Here is a 16,163-nt window from a genome sequence, read left to right on the forward strand (position 1 = left end):
ACCCGACCCATGACCTCGCCCATCACCACCACCCGCGACGGCGACGTGCTGATCGTCGTATCGAACAACCCGCCGGTCAATGCGCTGGGCGCGGCGGTCCGCACCGGCCTCGACGCCGCGATCGACGAGGCAGCCGCCGACGACAGCATCAAGGCGGTGGTCATCGCCTGTGACGGCCAGACCTTCTTCGCGGGCGCGGACATCACCGAGTTCGGCAAGCCCCCGGTCGAGCCGTTGCTGCCTGCGCTGGTCGACAAGATCGAGGCCTCCGAAAAGCCGGTCGTCGCGGCCATCCACGGCACGGCCTTGGGCGGCGGGTGCGAAGTCGCGATCGCCTGCCATTACCGCATCGCCGTGCCCAGCGCGAAGCTCGGCACGCCCGAGGTGAAGCTGGGCCTGCTGCCCGGTGCCGGGGGCACGCAGCGGCTGCCGCGCCTGGGCGGTGTGGAACTGGCGCTGGAAATGGTCGCCAAGGGCGATCCGATCCCGGCGAAGAAAGCGCATGAAGCCGGACTGGTCGATCGCCTTGCCGACGAAGGCGCGCTTCGCGAACAGGCCATCGCTTTCGCCCGCGACGTGGCGAGCGCTCGCCCGCTGCCCCGCGCCAGCGAAAAGGAGGCCAAGGCCGAACCGGGCGTGTTCGACGCGTTCCGCAAGACCAACGCCCGCCGCTTCCGCGGCTTCGACGCGCCCGAAGCCAACATCGCCTGCGTCGAGAAGGCAACGCAGACCCCTTATGCGGAGGGCGTTCAGTTCGAACGGGAGAGCTTCATGAAGCTCATGTTCGGCGTTCAGTCGGCAGCCCAGCGGCACATCTTCTTCGCCGAGCGCAAGGCGTCGAAGATCGACGACATCCCCGCCGACACCCCGCTGCGCGACATCAAGCGCGTCGGTGTCATCGGCGCAGGCACGATGGGTGGCGGGATCAGCATGAACTTCCTGTCAGCGGGCATCCCCGTGACCATCGTCGAGATGCAGCAGGATGCGCTCGACCGCGGCACCGGCGTCATGCGCAAGAATTACGAAGCGAGCGCCGCCAAGGGCCGGATGAAGCCCGAACAGGTCGAGGCCGCGATGGGCGCGCTGAAACCCACGCTCTCGCTCGACGACCTTGCCGACTGCGACCTCATCATCGAGGCGGTCTATGAAAATATGGACGTCAAGAAGGAGCTGTTCGGCAAGCTCGACACGATCGCCAAGCCCGGCGCGATCCTCGCGTCGAACACGTCTTACCTGAACGTCGACGAAATCGCGGCCAGCACCTCCCGCCCACAGGATGTGGTGGGGATGCATTTCTTCTCGCCCGCCAACGTCATGAAGCTGCTGGAAGTCGTGCGCGGCGCGAAAACCGCGCCCGACGTGCTCGCGACCGTGATGAAACTCGCCAAAAAGATCCGCAAGGTCGCGGTGGTTGCGGGCGTCTGCCACGGCTTTATCGGCAACCGCATGCTGATGCCGCGCCAGGTCGAAGCGATGAAGCTGTTGATGGAAGGCGCAACGCCGGAACAGATCGACCGCGTGCATGTCGAGTTCGGGATGCCGATGGGACCGTTCCAGATGAGCGATCTGGCGGGGGTCGATATCGGCTGGCACCGCGACCCGACCCGGATCGAGAGCATCCGCGACGCGCTCGCCGCCGAAAAGCGGTGGGGGCAAAAGACGCAGGCCGGCTTCTACGATTATGACGAGAAGCGGAACCCCTCGCCTAGCCCACGCGTGGCCGAGATCATCGAGGACTTCCGCAAGAAGACCAATACACCGCAGCATGAGGTGACCGACGAGGAGATCGTCGAACGCACGCTGTATCCGATGGTCAACGAAGGCGCGCTGATCCTGGAGGAAGGCATGGCCCAGCGTGCGTCGGACATCGATGTCGTGTGGATCTATGGCTATGGCTGGCCCGTCTATCGCGGCGGACCGATGTTCTGGGCCGATACCGAAGGACTAAAGAAGATCGTCGCCGGGCTTGAGAAGCACGACTTCGCGGTATCGAAGCTGCTCAAGGACAAGGCCGAGAAGGGCGAGCGGTTCAATTGAGCGCAGCAGCCCCCTCAATCCTCCCCCATCGGGGGAGGTGGCAGCACGAAGTGCTGACGGAGGGGGCCTGCCCCATAGTGAAGCGTCTGCCGCAATCCCCGTCCGTCAGCCGCTGGCGCGTCTGCCACCTCCCCCGGTGGGGGAGGAAAGGTTGAAAACCGCGCTAGAAATTGCTGCCGCGATCCGCGCGGGCACCACCACCGCCCGCGCTGAAACCGACGCGGCGATCGAGCGTATCGAACGCCTCGATGGCGCGATCAACGCTGTCGTCGTGCGTGATTTTGACCGCGCGCGCAGCACTGCGGACGACGCCGATGCCCGCCTCGCAAATGGCGACACCGCCCCGCTGCTCGGCGTGCCGATCACCGTCAAGGAAGCGTTCGATGTCGCCGGCCTCCCCACCCATTGGGGGTTCCGCCACCATGCGAACAACATCGCCACCAGCGATGCGCTGGCGGTGCGAAAGCTGAAAGCCGCGGGCGCAATCATCCTCGGCAAGACCAACGTGCCCAAGGCACTGGGCGACTGGCAATCGGTCAACTCGATCCACGGCGTCACCAACCATCCGACCGATCCGACGCGCACCTGCGGCGGCAGTTCGGGGGGCGCGGCGGCGGCCCTCGCCACCGGCATGGTGCCTCTGGAGCTGGGCAGCGATATTGGCGGGTCGATCCGCATCCCCGCGCATTTTTGCGGCGTCTGGGGATTGAAGCCGAGCTGGGGTGCGATCAGCAGTTACGGCCACCGCTATCCGGGCAGCGATGGCGCCGACGAACCGCTCGGCGTCATCGGGCCGATGGCGCGGTCGGGTGAGGATCTGGCGCTCGCGCTCGACCTGCTCGCGAAGCTCCCCTTGCCGCGCAGCAATGTTGCACCGAAGCGCGTTCTGCTTCTGGCCAGGCATCCCGAGACTCCGACCGCCTCCGCTTGCGTCGAGGCGGTCGAGCGCGCGGCCAACGCGCTCGCGCGGCAGGGAGTGGAGATCGTGCGTGACGCGACTGCGCTGCCCGACCTGTCGCGCCAGCATGACGACTATACGCGAATGCTGAACGTCAGCTTCGCGCGGATGGACCCGGCGATGCACTGGTCGCTTCCCGCCCTGACCGAGTGGTTCGCGATGCAGGACGCCCAGGCGCGCAATGCCCGCGCCTGGGAAGCACTGTTCGAAGAGGTGGACGCCGTGATCGCACCGCCCGCCGCGACCCAAGCCTTCCCGCACGACCATGCACCGCAGGCAGACCGCCGCCTGTCGATCGACGGGGTGGACAGCCCCTATGACGCGCACCTCGCCTGGGCGGGGCTTGCCACCTATCCCGGCCTGCCCGCAACCTGCGTGCCGGTGGGCACCATCGGCGGCCTGCCCGCCGGGGTGCAGGTGATCTGCGACACGCACCGCGACCATCAATCGATTGCCATCGCCACCCTTATCCACAACGCCCTTCACGGAGCGATCACATGACCGATCTCGACCAATTCCGCCGCGATACGCGCGCCTGGCTGGAAGCGAATTGCCCGCCCGAAATGCGGCAGCCCGTACGCTCCGAAAAGGACGCCTGCTGGGGCGGGCGCAACCCCGATTTCCAGCCCGGTCAGAAGGAATGGATGGACGCGATGGCGTCGCGAGGCTGGACGGTGCCCGATTGGCCGACCGAATATGGCGGCGGCGGGCTGACGCCTGCGGAAACCAAGATCCTGCGCGAGGAAATAGCGGCGATCAAGGCACGCAATCCGCTGAACAGCTTCGGCATTTCGATGCTCGGTCCGGCCTTGCTAAAGTACGGAACCGAGGAACAGAAGCTCGAACACCTGCCCAAAATCGCGCGTGGCGAAATTCGCTGGTGTCAGGGCTATAGCGAACCCAATGCCGGGTCCGATCTCGCCAGTCTTACGGCGTCGGCCGAGGATGCGGGCGATCATTATATCGTCAACGGGCAAAAGGTCTGGACCAGCTACGCCGACAAGGCGGACTGGATCTTCTGTCTGGTCCGCACGTCGAAGGAATCGAAGCAGGGCGGGATCAGCTTCGTGCTGTTCGACATGGAATCGCCGGGCGTCTCGACCAAACCGATCCTCTTGATCTCCGGCTACTCGCCCTTCTGCGAAACCTTCATGGACAATGTGAAGGTGCCCAAGGCGAACCGCGTCCATGAAGAGAACAAGGGCTGGGACGTCGCAAAATATCTGCTTGGGCACGAACGCGAGATGATCTCGGGGATGGGCCTTGGGTCGACGGGCGGCAACCCGTTGATCGAGGGGGCGATCGCGACGGTCGGACTCAACGATCGCGGCGAACTCGCCGACCCGTTGCTGCGCGCAAGCCTTGCATTGTTCGAGGTGCGGTCGAAAGCCTTCACGGCGATGTCCGAACGGTTCATCGACGAACTGAAGGCCGGGCAAGCCCATCCCGCCCAGCCGAGCATGATGAAATATTACGGGACCGAGTTGAACAAGGCGCGGCACGAACTGGTGATGGCGGCGGGCGGATCGGACGCGCTCGAATGGGAAAGCGAACGATCGAACGGCGGGGCCAAACCGCGTGCATGGCTGCGCACAAAGGCCAATTCGATCGAAGGCGGGACGAGCGAGATCCAGCTCAACATCATCGCCAAGCGGATCTTGGAATTGCCCGGCGCTTAACAATGCCCGTGCTCCGGTGCAGGCCGGAGTGTTGGCCGCATCCGCCACCCCTACCCAGCATTCCGGCCTTCGCCGGAATACGGAGTGTTTGAAATGCCTCTCTACCTCAACGACGAACAAGTCATGCTGCGCGATACGACGAAGGAATTCGTCGCCGAACACGCACCCGTCAGCCATCTGCGAAGCCTGCGCGATGCGAACGACGCCACCGGATTTTCTCGCGATCTGTGGAAGCAATTTGCCGAGATGGGGTTCACCGGCATCCTGATCGGTGAGGATCAGGGCGGGCTCGGGCTCGGCCATGTTGAGGCGGGCGTGGTGCTTGAGGAGATCGGCCGCAACCTGTCGCCCTCTCCGTTTCTGACCACCGCCGTCGCTGCGGTCGAGGCATTGAAAGGCACCGCGCATGCCGAGCGCTGGTTCCCCGGCATCGTCGCGGGCGACACGGTCGCGGCGCTCGCCATCGATGAACGTGCCAAGCATGGTGATGCGGTCGCGATGAAGGCCGAGCGATCGGGTAACGGTTTCCGGCTGTCGGGCGAAAAGCGCTTCGTCACGCATGGCCATGTCGCCGATCTGCTGATCGTTGCCGCACGCACGGCGGGCGCGGACGACGAGGATGCGGGCGTGACCCTGTTCGCGGTACCAAAGGATACCAGCGGCCTTACCCATGACGCCGAACGACTGGCGGATTCGAGCCTTGCCGCGCGCAGCAAATTCGATGGCGTCGAAGTCGATGCCGATGCGGTGATCGGCGAGGTCGACAATGGCCGCGAAGTGCTCAACCGGCTGCTGTCGGCAGGACGCACCGGCGCATCCGCCGAGATGCTGGGTGTCGGCGGCGGCGCGATGGACATGACCACCGCCTATCTGAAAGAGCGCAAACAGTTCGGCACGCTGATCGGCAGTTTTCAGGCGCTCCAGCACCGCGCCGCACACCTTTATTCCGAAATGGAGGTCGCGCGTGCTGCGGTGATGAAGGCGCAGCAATTGCTTGACGCAGGTGACGCGCGGGCAAACGAAGCGGTGTCGGTGGCCAAGGCGATGACCGGCCTCGCCACCACGCTTTCGGTGCAGGAAGGCATCCAGATGCACGGCGGCATCGGCATGACCGACGAGTATGACATCGGCTTCTACATGAAACGTGCGCGGGTGCTGGCCGAGATGTTCGGCGACAGCAATTATCACGCGGATCGGCTGGCGCGGGCTGCCGGCTATTGATCGGCACAGTATGCGCGGGCAAGCGGGTCGAATCATGACAGACATCATCAATCCCCGTGCCTCGACCCCGGAAGGCCAGGTCACCCAACTCATCGACCTGCTCGATGTGGAAATGATCGACACCGACCTGTTCCGGGGCGCCCGCCAACCCGGCGGGGTCGGACGCGTGTTCGGCGGCCAGGTCATCGCCCAAGGGCTGCAAGCCGCACAGCGGTCGGTCGACGACGACAAGGTCGCACATTCGCTGCACGCTTATTTCATGCGGCCGGGCGACGAGAAGCACCCGATCATCTACCGGGTCGTTCGCGATTTCGATGGGCGCAGCTTTGCCAATCGCCGGGTGATCGCGATGCAGCAGGGCAAACCGATCCTCAACATGACGGCATCGTTTCAGGTGACGGAAGAAGGGCTGCACCATCAGGACACGATGCCCGACGTGCCGCCGCCCGAGGACCTGCAATCCGAATTCGAACTGCGCCAGCAGATCGAGGATCAGGTGCCGGAGAAATTCCGCGACTTCTTCCTTCGCGCACGTCCGATCGAAATCCGCCCGGTCGCTCCGCGCAACTGGTTCCGTCCAGTGAAGGGCGAGCCGCGTCAGGCAAGCTGGTTCAAGGTTGCAGCGCCCCTGCCCGACGATCCCGCGTTGCACCGCGCGGCGCTCGCCTATGCGTCGGACATGAGCCTGCTCGGCACTTCGATGATTGCGCACGGGGTAAGCTGGATGTCGCACAAGATGCAGTCCGCCAGCCTCGACCATGCGATCTGGCTGCACGAGCCGTTCCGCTTCGACGAATGGCTGCTCTACGCGTGCGACAGTCCGTGGGCGGGCCATGCGCGCGGCTTCAACCGCGGTCGCATCTACAGCCGCGACGGGCGGCTGGTGGCGAGTGCGGCGCAGGAAGGACTGGTGCGACTAAAGGATTAAAGTCGCGGAGCTTTTTCGCGATCGTGGCGTTTATACTGCATGGTCGCTTCGCTTCTCCCCGCCGCCCTCGTCCTAGCCGCTCCACAGGCATCTGCGCCAGTCGATGCAATGCGCTGGGAAGAACGTGTGTTATTAGTGTTCGCTCCTGAAGAGCGGGACGCCGCGCTTTCGAAACAGCGCAAGATCGTCGGCGCCGATGGCGACGGATTTCGCGATCGTGAATTGCGAGTAGTCGAAGTTGTCGGCGAAAGCGTTGCCGGAGCGCGCGATTACGCTCCACGCTTGCGGCAACGCTACCGCATCGCCAGCGACGAATTCGCCGCGGTGCTTGTCGGCAAAGACGGTATGGTGAAACTGCGCACGAACCGCCCGATCGATACAGCGCAACTCTTCACCACCATCGATGCCATGCCGATGCGCCAGCGCGAAATGACCGGCGCTCACTAACGCATTGAACCCGGCTCGACCGACTGTTAGCGTTTCAAAAAGAAACCGACATCGGAGAGCCGCCATGACCACCGCCTATATCGTCGAAGCCGTTCGAACCGCAGGTGGAAAGCGTGGCGGCAGGCTGGCCGGATGGCACCCCGCCGACATGGCGGGCGCAACACTGGACGCCATCGTCGATCGCTCTGGCATCGATCCGGCGGCAATCGACGACGTCATCATGGGCTGCGTCAGTCAGGGGGGAGAACAGGGTTTTCAGGTCGGGCGCGGCGCGGTGCTGGCGTCCAAACTCCCCGAAAGCGTACCGGCCGTCACCATCGACCGCCAGTGTGGATCGTCGCAACAGGCGATCCAGTTCGCGGCGCAAGCGGTGATGTCCGGCACTCAGGATGTCGTGATCGCAGCAGGCGTCGAAAGCATGACCCGCGTCCCGATGGGATCGACCGGCATGTTATTCGCACAGGCCGGGCTGGGCAAAGCCAAGTCCCCGCGTCAGGAGGCGCGCTATCCCGGCATCCAGTTCAGTCAGTTCATGGGGGCGGAGATGATCGCGAAGAAATTCGGCTTCACCCGCGAGCAGCTCGACGAATACGCCCTGGAAAGCCACAAGCGCGCGTCCGCCGCCACCGAACGCGGCGATTTCGATGACGAGATCGTGGCGCTGGAAATCGAGACGCCCGAGGGTTCCGAATTGCACAAGCGCGACGAAGGCATCCGCCACGATGCGACCTTCGACGGCATCCATTCGGTCAAGCTGCTGGCGGAAGGCGGCGTCATCTCCGCCGCAAACGCCAGCCAGATCTGCGACGGGGCCAGCGCCGTGCTGGTCGTCTCCGAAGCCGCGCTCAAAGCCCACGGACTGACCCCGATCGCGCGCATCCACAACCTGACCGTGACTGGTGGCGATCCGGTGGTGATGCTGGAGGAGCCGCTTTACGCCACCGACCGCGCGTTGAAGCGCGCGGGCATGACCATCAATGAAATCGATCTGTACGAAGTCAACGAAGCTTTCGCGCCCGTGCCGCTGGCCTGGTTGCAGCATTCCGGTGCCGATCCGGCCAAGCTGAACGTCAATGGCGGCGCGATCGCGCTTGGCCATCCGCTTGGCGCGTCCGGCACCAAGCTGATGGCAACGCTCGTCCATGCGCTGGGTAAGCGCGGCAAGAAATATGGATTGCAGACGATGTGCGAGGGTGGCGGAATCGCCAACGTGACGATCGTCGAGCGGCTGTAAAGACACATCACACCTACACGTTCGTTTCGAGCGAAGTCGTGAAACGTAGACGGAGCGCCAAGCCAGCGTTTCTCGAACGCGCTCGAAACGAACCGATTTAGAAAGGATTGACGTAATGAAACTCGATTCCACCATCGCCGCGGTCGTCACGGGCGGCGCGTCCGGCCTCGGCGCCGCCACGGCCCGTGCGCTTGCCGCCAAGGGCGCGAAGGTCGCGATCTTCGATCTGCAACGCGAAAAGGGCGAGGCAGTAGCAACCGAAATCGGCGGCGTGTTCTGCGAAGTGAACGTGACCTCCGACGAAAGCGTCGATGCCGGGTTCGCCAAGGCACGCGAAACGCACGGCCAGGAACGCGTGCTCGTCAATTGCGCGGGCGTCGGCAATGCGATGAAGACCGCGTCGCGATCCAAGGAAGACGGATCGATCAAGCATTTCAATCTGGAAGCCTTCAACTGGGTCGTGCAGATCAACCTGATCGGCACCTTCCGCTGCATCGCCAAATCGGCCGCCGGAATGCTGACGCTCGACGCGCTGGAGGACGGCGAGCGCGGCGCGATCGTCAACACCGCCTCGGTCGCGGCGCAGGACGGCCAGATCGGTCAGGCGGCCTATTCCGCGTCGAAGGGCGGCGTGCTAGGCATGACCCTCCCCATCGCCCGCGACCTGATGGGCGAAGGCATTCGCGTGAACACCATCCTGCCCGGCCTGTTCGAAACGCCGCTGCTGATGGGCCTGCCCGACCATGTCCGCGAGGCACTGGGCGCGTCGGTGCCCTTCCCCAAGCGCCTGGGCAAGCCGCCCGAATATGCGCAACTCGCGCTGACGATGATCGAATGCGGCTATTTCAACGGCGAAGGCGTGCGGCTTGACGGCGCCATCCGCATGGCGCCGCGGTAAGGGCTTCTCTCCGCGACGTACTCGCCCCGCATCGTCATTGCGAGCGCAGCGAAGCAATCCAGTCCGACGCCAGTGGATTGCTTCGCTGCGCTCGCAATGACGTTTGAATAGTCAGCAGCCGCGTGTGTTTTCGAGCGAAAGCGAGCACGCGTTGCCGCTCACGCAAACTCCAGGATCGCCGCGTCCACCGCCAGGCTGTCGCCCGGCGCATGATTGACCGCGCTGACCGTCCCGGCCTTTTCGGCGCGCAGGATGTTCTCCATCTTCATCGCTTCGACCACCGCCAGCGGCTGTCCCGCCTCGACCGTATCGCCGACGGCGACATGAAGTTGCGTCAGCAGTCCCGGCATCGGGCATAGCAGCAGCTTCGACGTATCGGGCGGCACCTTCTCGATCATGTGACGGGCCAGCGGTGCGATATGTGCGGGCAGCACCCGTGCGACATGGCTCGCACCCCGCGTCGTCAGCCTGAACCCGCCGCGCGTTGGCGCGACGATGATCGACAGCACCGCGTCATCGACCGTTGCGGTCAACATGCCCGCGCCCGGCACATAATCGTGCCGCACCGTGGTCGGCATTCCGTCGATCAAGATGGTGTCGAGTTGATCGCTCAAATCGGCATCGAATACCGCGTCCCCCAGCGCGACTTGCCAGCGTAGCGGCGGCTCCACCCCGTTGCCCAACTGGCCGTCAATCTCCCCCGCACGCATCGCGGTCCGGCACGCAAGCGTCGCCGCCACCGCCGCAATGTTGCGCAGCAATTCCGGGGCTGCGGGTGCGCCTTGGAACCCTTCGGGATACTCCTCGGCAATAAAACCGGTCGTGATCTCGCCCGAGCGGAAGCGCGGATGCTGCATCAGCGCGGACAGGAAATCGATGTTGTGGCCCAGCCCCTCGATCCGAAAGCGATCGAGTGCGGCAACCTGCGCATCGATCGCTTGCTCGCGGGTCGACGCCCAGGTGATCAGCTTGGCGATCATCGGATCATAGAACATGCTAACCTCGCCGCCCTCGCGCACGCCGTCGTCGACGCGGGTATAGGCATCGGTCGCGGTGTCGCCATAGGGGGTGCCCTGCGCGACAGGCGGCGCATAGCGCACCAGCCGTCCGGTGCTGGGCAGGAACCCGCGATACGGGTCTTCGGCATAGACGCGGTTTTCGACCGCCCAGCCGTTCAGCCTCACATCGTCCTGACCGAAGGCCAGCGTCTCGCCCGCAGCGACCCGGATCATCTGTTCGACCAGATCGAGGCCGGTAATCGCTTCGGTCACCGGATGTTCGACCTGAAGCCGGGTGTTCATTTCGAGGAAATAGAACCCCTCCCCGCTCGTATCCGCGCCCGACACGATCAATTCGACCGTGCCTGCCGAATAATAGCCAACCGCCCGCGACAGCGCGACGGCCTGCTCGCCCATCCGCTTGCGCATGTCAGGCGTAACGAAGGGCGACGGCGCTTCCTCGACCACCTTCTGGTGCCGCCGCTGGATCGAGCATTCTCGCTCGCCCAGATAGACGATGTTGCCGTGCTGATCGCCCAGGACCTGGATTTCGATATGCCGCGGGCTTTCGATGAACTTCTCGATGAACACGCGGTCGTCGCCGAAACTGGCGAGCCCTTCGCGCTTGGTCGCCTCAAACCCTTCGCGGACATCGGCTTCGCTCCAGGCAAGCCGCATCCCTTTGCCGCCGCCGCCCGCCGACGCCTTCATCATCACCGGATAGCCGATGCCGTTCGCGATCTCGACCGCGTGCCCGGTATCGCGGATTTCGCCGACGAAGCCGGGGACGACGTTCACGCCCGCTTCCTTGGCCAGTTTCTTGGACTCGATCTTGTCGCCCATCGCCGCGATGGCATTGGGAGGAGGCCCGACAAAGGCGATCCCCGCCTCGGCACACGCCTTCGCGAAGCTTTCCCGCTCGGACAGGAAGCCGTAACCGGGGTGGATGCAGTCGGCGCCCGTGGCCTTTGCCGCCTCAAGGATCAACTCTGCCTTCAGATAGCTTTCCGCCGCCGGTGCCGGACCAAGCCGAACCGCTTCGTCCGCCATCAGCACATGCGGGCTGCGCGCATCGGCGTCCGAATAGACCGCGACCGTTGCGATCCCCATCCGCTTCGCCGTGCGGAACACGCGGCACGCAATCTCGCCGCGATTGGCGACCAGGATTTTCTTGAACACTCAGCGGCTCCGGATCAGGGTTTTGAGTTGGTCGGTACGCGCGTCGGTCAGTCGGGTGCGGCACTGCGCCTGCACCATCGGCTGCATCGACCCACCGGCATATTGCCCGCCTTCGACAACGCATTGCCTATCGCGAAACTTGAGCCAGGCGCGCTGGCTCTCGAGTAGCGTTCCTGCATAGCCGAAGCCCCCGCCCCGCGACGTGTCCTGCGCGTCGCGTCGCTTCATCTCGGCATTGGTCACCCGCCACTGCGCGTTCATCGCGGCATCCGCGCGCTGATAGTCGCGGCCTGCGCACCGGGTCATTTCAGTTTGCGTGGTGGCGTTCGCGCAGCTCTGCTGTGGCGCGGCAATGAGCATGAGGATCAGGCTGGGCAGCATGAGCGTTCCTTTGTTGCCGGCTCCGCCGCCATCGCCACGATCCCCAGCTTTGCGAACAGCGCCGCGTCCTTGTCGTCGCCAGCATTGCCGGTGGTCAGCAGCTTGTCGCCGGTGAAGATCGAGTTTGCGCCCGCCATGAAGCACAACGCTTGCGTGGCATCGGACATGCTCTCGCGCCCCGCGCTCAGCCGCACCATGCTGCGCGGCATGGTGATGCGCGCAACCGCGACGGCGCGGACGAATTCGATGTCGTCGATCTTCGCCAGCGGCGTGTCGGCGAGCATGTCGCCCAGCGGCGTGCCCTTTACCGGGACCAGCGCGTTGATCGGCACGCTTTCGGGCGGCGTCGGCAGGTTGGCGAGCGCATGGATGAAGCCGACGCGGTCGCCGCGCGTCTCACCCATCCCGACGATCCCGCCGGAGCAGACGTTGATCCCGGCCGACCGCACATTGTCGAGCGTATCGAGCCGGTCCTCGAACGACCGCGTCGAGATGACGTTCGCGTAATTCTCGGGCGAGGTATCGATATTGTGGTTGTAGTAATCGAGGCCCGCTTCGGCCAGTTGCTGCGCCTGATCGGGCGACAGCATCCCCAGCGTCATGCAGGTTTCCATCCCCATCTGGCGCACGCCCTCCACCATCTGGACGATCGCGCCCATGTCGCGATCCTTGGGATTGCGCCACGCCGCACCCATGCAGAAACGGGTCGATCCATTGTCCTTCGCCTGCGCCGCCGCTTGCAGCACCGCGCGGACGTCCATCAGCTTGGACGCCTTCAGGTCGGTGCCGTGCTTCGCCGACTGGTTGCAGTAACCGCAATCCTCCGGGCAGCCGCCGGTCTTGATCGACAATAGCGTGGAGCGCTGGACCTGGTTCGGTGCGTGATGCGCGCGGTGGACTTCCGCCGCGCGGAACACGAGTTCGGTAAAGGGCAGGTCGAAGAGTGCGGCAATCGCTTCCCTCGACCATGTTTGCCCCCCTTCGCCGTTCGTTTCGAGCGAAGTCGAGAAACGTGTCTCAGACGCTGTGCAACGTTTCTCGACTTCGCTCGAAACAAACGGTTGTTGGGTAATCACGCTCATTCCACCACTTCCTCCGCCGGGGCCATGTTGTGTCCGAGCAGCCGCAGCACATCGGCCGCGCACTCCACCACATTCGATCCCGGTCCATAAATCCCCTGCACGCCCGCGTCGCGCAGATAGTCGTAATCGCGCTGCGGGATCACCCCGCCCGCGATTACCTTGATGTCGCTGCGCCCGGCCTCGCGCAGTTTTTCGATCAGGTCGGGGATCAGCGTCTTGTGCCCCGCCGCCAGGCTCGAGGCGCCGACCACATCGACCTCGCTGTCGAGCGCCAGCACCACCGTCTCGTCGGGCGTCTGGAACAGCGGCCCCGACACCACGTCGAAGCCCATGTCTCCGAATGCGGAAGCGATGACGTTCGCACCACGGTCATGCCCATCCTGGCCCATCTTGGCGACCAACAGCTTGGGCTTGCGGCCCATGCGGCGCTCCACCGCCTGCACGCCTTCGACCACCTGACGCCAGCGCGCGTCTTCTGCATAGGGCGCGCCATAGACGCCCTTTACCGGTGTCGGTTGGGTGCCGTAGCGGCCGAACACATCCTCCATCGCGGCGGAGATTTCGCCGAGCGTTGCGCGGGCACGGGCAGCCTCGACGGACAACGCCAACAGGTTGCCGTCGCCCTTCGCCCCCTCACGCAGCGCATCGAGCGCTGCCTGACACGCCGCCTCGTCGCGCGTCGCGCGCACACGCTCGATCCGCTCGATCTGGCCGCGCCGCACCTTGGCGTTGTCGACTTCCAGCGTGTCGATCGGGTCTTCATTGGGCAGACGGTATTTGTTGACGCCGACGATGACGTCCTCGGCGCGGTCCACCCGCGCCTGACGCGCGGCGGCGGCTTCCTCGATCATCGCCTTGGGCCAGCCCGCGGCGACCGCTTTCGCCATGCCGCCCTCGGCCTCGACCCGCTCGATGATTTCCCAGGCCTGGTCGACCAGTTGTTGCGTCAGGCTCTCGATATAGAAGCTGCCGCCCAGCGGATCGACGACGTTGGTCATCCCCGTCTCTTCCTGCAACACGATCTGCGTGTTGCGCGCGATCCGTGCGGAAAAATCGGTGGGGAGCGCGATCGCCTCGTCCAGCGCGTTGGTGTGCAGGCTCTGCGTACCGCCCAGCATCGCGGCCATCGCCTCCACCGTGGTGCGGATAACATTGTTGTAGGGATCTTGCTCGGTCAGCGAGACGCCCGATGTCTGGCAATGGGTGCGCAACATTTTGGAGCGTTCGTCCTGCGCGCCCAATTGCGTCATCACCCGGTGCCACAGCACGCGTGCGGCGCGCAGCTTGGCGATCTCCATGAAGAAATTCATGCCGATCGCGAAAAAGAAGCTCAGCCGCCCGGCGAACTTGTCGATGTCGAGGCCCGACGCCACACCGTATTTCACATATTCCATGCCATCGGCGATGGTGAAGGCCAGTTCCTGCACCTGCGTCGCCCCCGCCTCCTGCATATGATAACCGGAGATCGAGATGCTGTTGAACTTGGGCATCTCGCGCGACGTGTAACCGAAGATGTCGGAGATGATCCGCATGCTCGGTTCGGGTGGATAGATATAGGTGTTGCGGACCATGAACTCCTTCAGAATGTCGTTCTGAATGGTCCCGTCGAGCAGCTTGCGGTCGACCCCCTGTTCTTCGCCCGCGACGATGAAGAACGCCAGGATCGGGATCACCGCGCCGTTCATCGTCATCGACACGCTCATCTTGTCGAGCGGGATGCCGTCGAACAGGATTTTCATGTCCTCGACGCTGTCGATCGCGACGCCCGCCTTGCCGACATCGCCGGTAACGCGCGGATGGTCGCTGTCATAGCCGCGATGCGTGGCGAGATCGAAGGCGACCGACAGGCCCTTTTGCCCGGCGGCCAGATTGCGGCGATAGAAAGCGTTCGATTCCTCGGCAGTGGAAAAACCTGCATATTGGCGAATGGTCCACGGCCGCCCCGCATACATCGAGGCCTTCACCCCGCGCGTATACGGCGCGAACCCGGGCAGGCCGGGGTCGAGATCGGCGACATCCTCGGCGGTGTAGAGCGGCTTGACGGTGATCCCTTCCGGCGTGTGCCAGTCAAGGTCGCGGCCCTTCACTTCCTTGTCGGCGAGCGCCTTCCAGTCGGCGGGGGTGGGTTTGTCGTTACTCATACCTAAAATCCGTTCGCTTCTGGCGAAATCCCAACTTACGCATCCATAATCCGTTCGTTTCGAGCGAAGTCGAGAAACGTGCCCATAGCGCCCAGCCAGCGTTTCTCGACTTCGCTCGAAACGAACGGGGTGGCAGTTACGTGCCCCGAAACTCAGGCTTGCGCTTCTGGAGGAACGCCATGCCCCCCTCCATCGCATCGGCCGTGCCGCGCATGTCGCGCTGGTTTTCCGCCTCGCGCGTCATCGCATCGGCATAGCTCAGCTCAAGCGCATCGTGCAGCCCGCGCCGCATCGCTCCCAGCGCGCGGGTCGGCCCCGCCGCCAGCCGCTCGGCCATTGCAAAGCTTTCCGCGTCCAGTGCATCGTCGGCCACGACCTTGTGGATCATGCCCCAGTCCTGCGCCTTGGCCGCGGGCACCCGCTCGCCCAGCATCATCATTTCGGCAGCGCGCGCACGACCGATCAGCCGGGGCAGCATCCAGCTTGCCCCACCATCGGGGATCAGGCCGATGTTCACGAAGGCCTGAAGGAAATAGGCGGTCTCGCTCGCGACGCAAAAATCGGCCGCCAGCGCCAGACTGCACCCGATCCCCGCCGCAGGCCCGCGCACTGCGCTCACCACGGGCACGTCCAGCGCGGCGATCGCCAGCATCGTGCGGTTGTAATGCTCGGTCAGCGCAGCGAAGGTCGTCTCGCCCGGATTGTCCATCCCCAGCGCCCCGCCCGCGACGTCCGCACCCGAACAGAAAGCCCGCCCCGCCCCTGCAAACAGCACCGCGCGCGCACCATCCAGATTGGCGATCGCGTCGCGGATTTCGTCGAACAGCGCAGGCGGCGCGGCGTTCAGCCGATCGGGCCGGTTGAGCGTGACCACCAGCACATCGCCGCGCCGTTCGGTCAGGATATGTTCGTAACTGGCCATTTGTCTGCCCTTCCTTGCCCCCTGCCCCGTTCGTTTCGAGCGACGTCGAGAAACGCTG

The 16,163-nt window shown here is 64.6% G+C and carries 13 protein-coding genes; 8 read left to right on the top strand and 5 right to left on the bottom strand.

What is annotated here, in order from left to right; all coding sequences use genetic code 11:
- Positions 1 to 9 precede the first annotated feature (9 nt).
- From ACX0GZ_RS12340 to ACX0GZ_RS12375, 8 genes are all read left to right on the top strand, one after another.
- Positions 10 to 2,037: a 3-hydroxyacyl-CoA dehydrogenase NAD-binding domain-containing protein gene (locus ACX0GZ_RS12340; protein WP_458816856.1), complete on the top strand. Its 2,028-nt coding sequence runs from the start codon at positions 10 to 12 to the stop codon at positions 2,035 to 2,037.
- Positions 2,038 to 2,188: 151 nt separating this feature from the next.
- The gene (locus ACX0GZ_RS12345) at positions 2,189 to 3,496 is read left to right on the top strand and encodes an amidase family protein (RefSeq protein WP_458816858.1); all 1,308 of its coding nucleotides are present in this window, start codon (positions 2,189 to 2,191) and stop codon (positions 3,494 to 3,496) included.
- The gene (locus tag ACX0GZ_RS12350; RefSeq protein WP_458816860.1) at positions 3,493 to 4,674 is read left to right on the top strand and encodes an acyl-CoA dehydrogenase family protein; all 1,182 of its coding nucleotides are present in this window, start codon (positions 3,493 to 3,495) and stop codon (positions 4,672 to 4,674) included. The genes ACX0GZ_RS12345 and ACX0GZ_RS12350 overlap by 4 nt, the downstream gene beginning before the upstream one ends.
- Positions 4,675 to 4,767: 93 nt before the next feature.
- A complete protein-coding gene (locus tag ACX0GZ_RS12355; protein WP_458816862.1) occupies positions 4,768 to 5,895 on the top strand; it encodes an acyl-CoA dehydrogenase family protein in 1,128 nt (375 codons plus the stop codon).
- Between the two features lie 34 nt (positions 5,896 to 5,929).
- Entirely contained in the window at positions 5,930 to 6,823 is an 894-nt protein-coding gene (locus ACX0GZ_RS12360; protein ID WP_458816864.1) for an acyl-CoA thioesterase, read from the top strand.
- Positions 6,824 to 6,931: 108 nt separating this feature from the next.
- A complete protein-coding gene (locus tag ACX0GZ_RS12365; protein WP_458816866.1) occupies positions 6,932 to 7,270 on the top strand; it encodes a DUF4174 domain-containing protein in 339 nt (112 codons plus the stop codon).
- Between the two features lie 64 nt (positions 7,271 to 7,334).
- Entirely contained in the window at positions 7,335 to 8,504 is a 1,170-nt protein-coding gene (locus ACX0GZ_RS12370) for an acetyl-CoA C-acetyltransferase (protein WP_458816868.1), read from the top strand.
- Positions 8,505 to 8,619: 115 nt separating this feature from the next.
- Positions 8,620 to 9,402: an SDR family NAD(P)-dependent oxidoreductase gene (locus ACX0GZ_RS12375; RefSeq protein ID WP_458816870.1), complete on the top strand. Its 783-nt coding sequence runs from the start codon at positions 8,620 to 8,622 to the stop codon at positions 9,400 to 9,402.
- Positions 9,403 to 9,560: 158 nt separating this feature from the next.
- On the opposite strand, the gene ACX0GZ_RS12380 is transcribed toward ACX0GZ_RS12375, so the two are convergent.
- The 5 genes from ACX0GZ_RS12380 to ACX0GZ_RS12400 form a co-directional block, all read right to left on the bottom strand.
- On the bottom strand, positions 9,561 to 11,579 hold the full coding sequence (locus ACX0GZ_RS12380) for an ATP-binding protein (RefSeq protein WP_458816872.1): 2,019 nt from the start codon (positions 11,577 to 11,579) through the stop codon (positions 9,561 to 9,563).
- Positions 11,580 to 11,960 carry a lysozyme inhibitor LprI family protein gene (locus tag ACX0GZ_RS12385; protein ID WP_458816873.1) on the bottom strand — a complete coding sequence of 127 codons (381 nt, stop codon included), beginning with the start codon at positions 11,958 to 11,960 and terminating at the stop codon, positions 11,580 to 11,582.
- Positions 11,945 to 13,042 (bottom strand): biotin synthase BioB, encoded by a 1,098-nt coding sequence (gene bioB, locus ACX0GZ_RS12390; RefSeq protein WP_458816875.1) that lies wholly within the window; start codon positions 13,040 to 13,042, stop codon positions 11,945 to 11,947. The genes ACX0GZ_RS12385 and bioB overlap by 16 nt, the downstream gene beginning before the upstream one ends.
- Positions 13,039 to 15,183 (bottom strand): methylmalonyl-CoA mutase, encoded by a 2,145-nt coding sequence (gene scpA / locus ACX0GZ_RS12395; RefSeq protein WP_458816877.1) that lies wholly within the window; start codon positions 15,181 to 15,183, stop codon positions 13,039 to 13,041. Before scpA ends, bioB begins: the two co-directional genes overlap by 4 nt.
- 136 nt (positions 15,184 to 15,319) lie before the next feature.
- Positions 15,320 to 16,105 carry an enoyl-CoA hydratase-related protein gene (locus ACX0GZ_RS12400; protein ID WP_458816879.1) on the bottom strand — a complete coding sequence of 262 codons (786 nt, stop codon included), beginning with the start codon at positions 16,103 to 16,105 and terminating at the stop codon, positions 15,320 to 15,322.
- Positions 16,106 to 16,163 lie beyond the last annotated feature (58 nt).

The sequence above is a fragment of the Sphingomonas aestuarii genome (assembly GCF_054457155.1).